Origin of the sequence: Novacetimonas cocois, assembly GCF_003311635.1 — a bacterium.
Classification (GTDB): domain Bacteria; phylum Pseudomonadota; class Alphaproteobacteria; order Acetobacterales; family Acetobacteraceae; genus Novacetimonas; species Novacetimonas cocois.
Genome location: NZ_QEXL01000032.1, coordinates 1 through 359 on the forward strand (window position 1 = coordinate 1; position 359 = coordinate 359).

The following is a 359-nucleotide window of genomic DNA, read 5'->3' on the forward strand; positions in this document are numbered from 1 at the left end:
GCGTTTGTTCCTGTTGCTTCAGTGACGACACCTGCTGTGGCATCTGGCGGTGAAGAGGTGGTCCCCATTTTTCGGACAGGGCAATAAGCTATAATCCGACCTGAGAGAGAACGGGTTTTATGGGCAAGGTTACGCGCAAGAGGTATGCGGCGGAGTTCAAATCACGGGTTGCCCTGGAAGCGATCCGTGGGGAACTGACGCTGGCGGAACTGGCTTCGAAACATGGGGTGCATCAGACGATGATCGCCCAGTGGAAACGGCAGGCGATCGAGGGGATGGCNAACCTTTTCCGGGAAGGCGGCGTCTGAGCCCCCGGTCAGCCCTGCTGATGTGGAGAAACTGCACGCGAAGATAGGCGA

At 57.8% G+C, this 359-nt stretch carries 1 protein-coding gene; it reads left to right on the plus strand.

The window, feature by feature from the left end; translation table 11 throughout:
* Positions 1-119: 119 nt before the first annotated feature.
* Positions 120-308 carry a transposase gene (locus NJLHNGOC_RS16475; RefSeq protein ID WP_456306362.1) on the plus strand — a complete coding sequence of 63 codons (189 nt, stop codon included), beginning with the start codon at positions 120-122 and terminating at the stop codon, positions 306-308.
* Positions 309-359 lie beyond the last annotated feature (51 nt).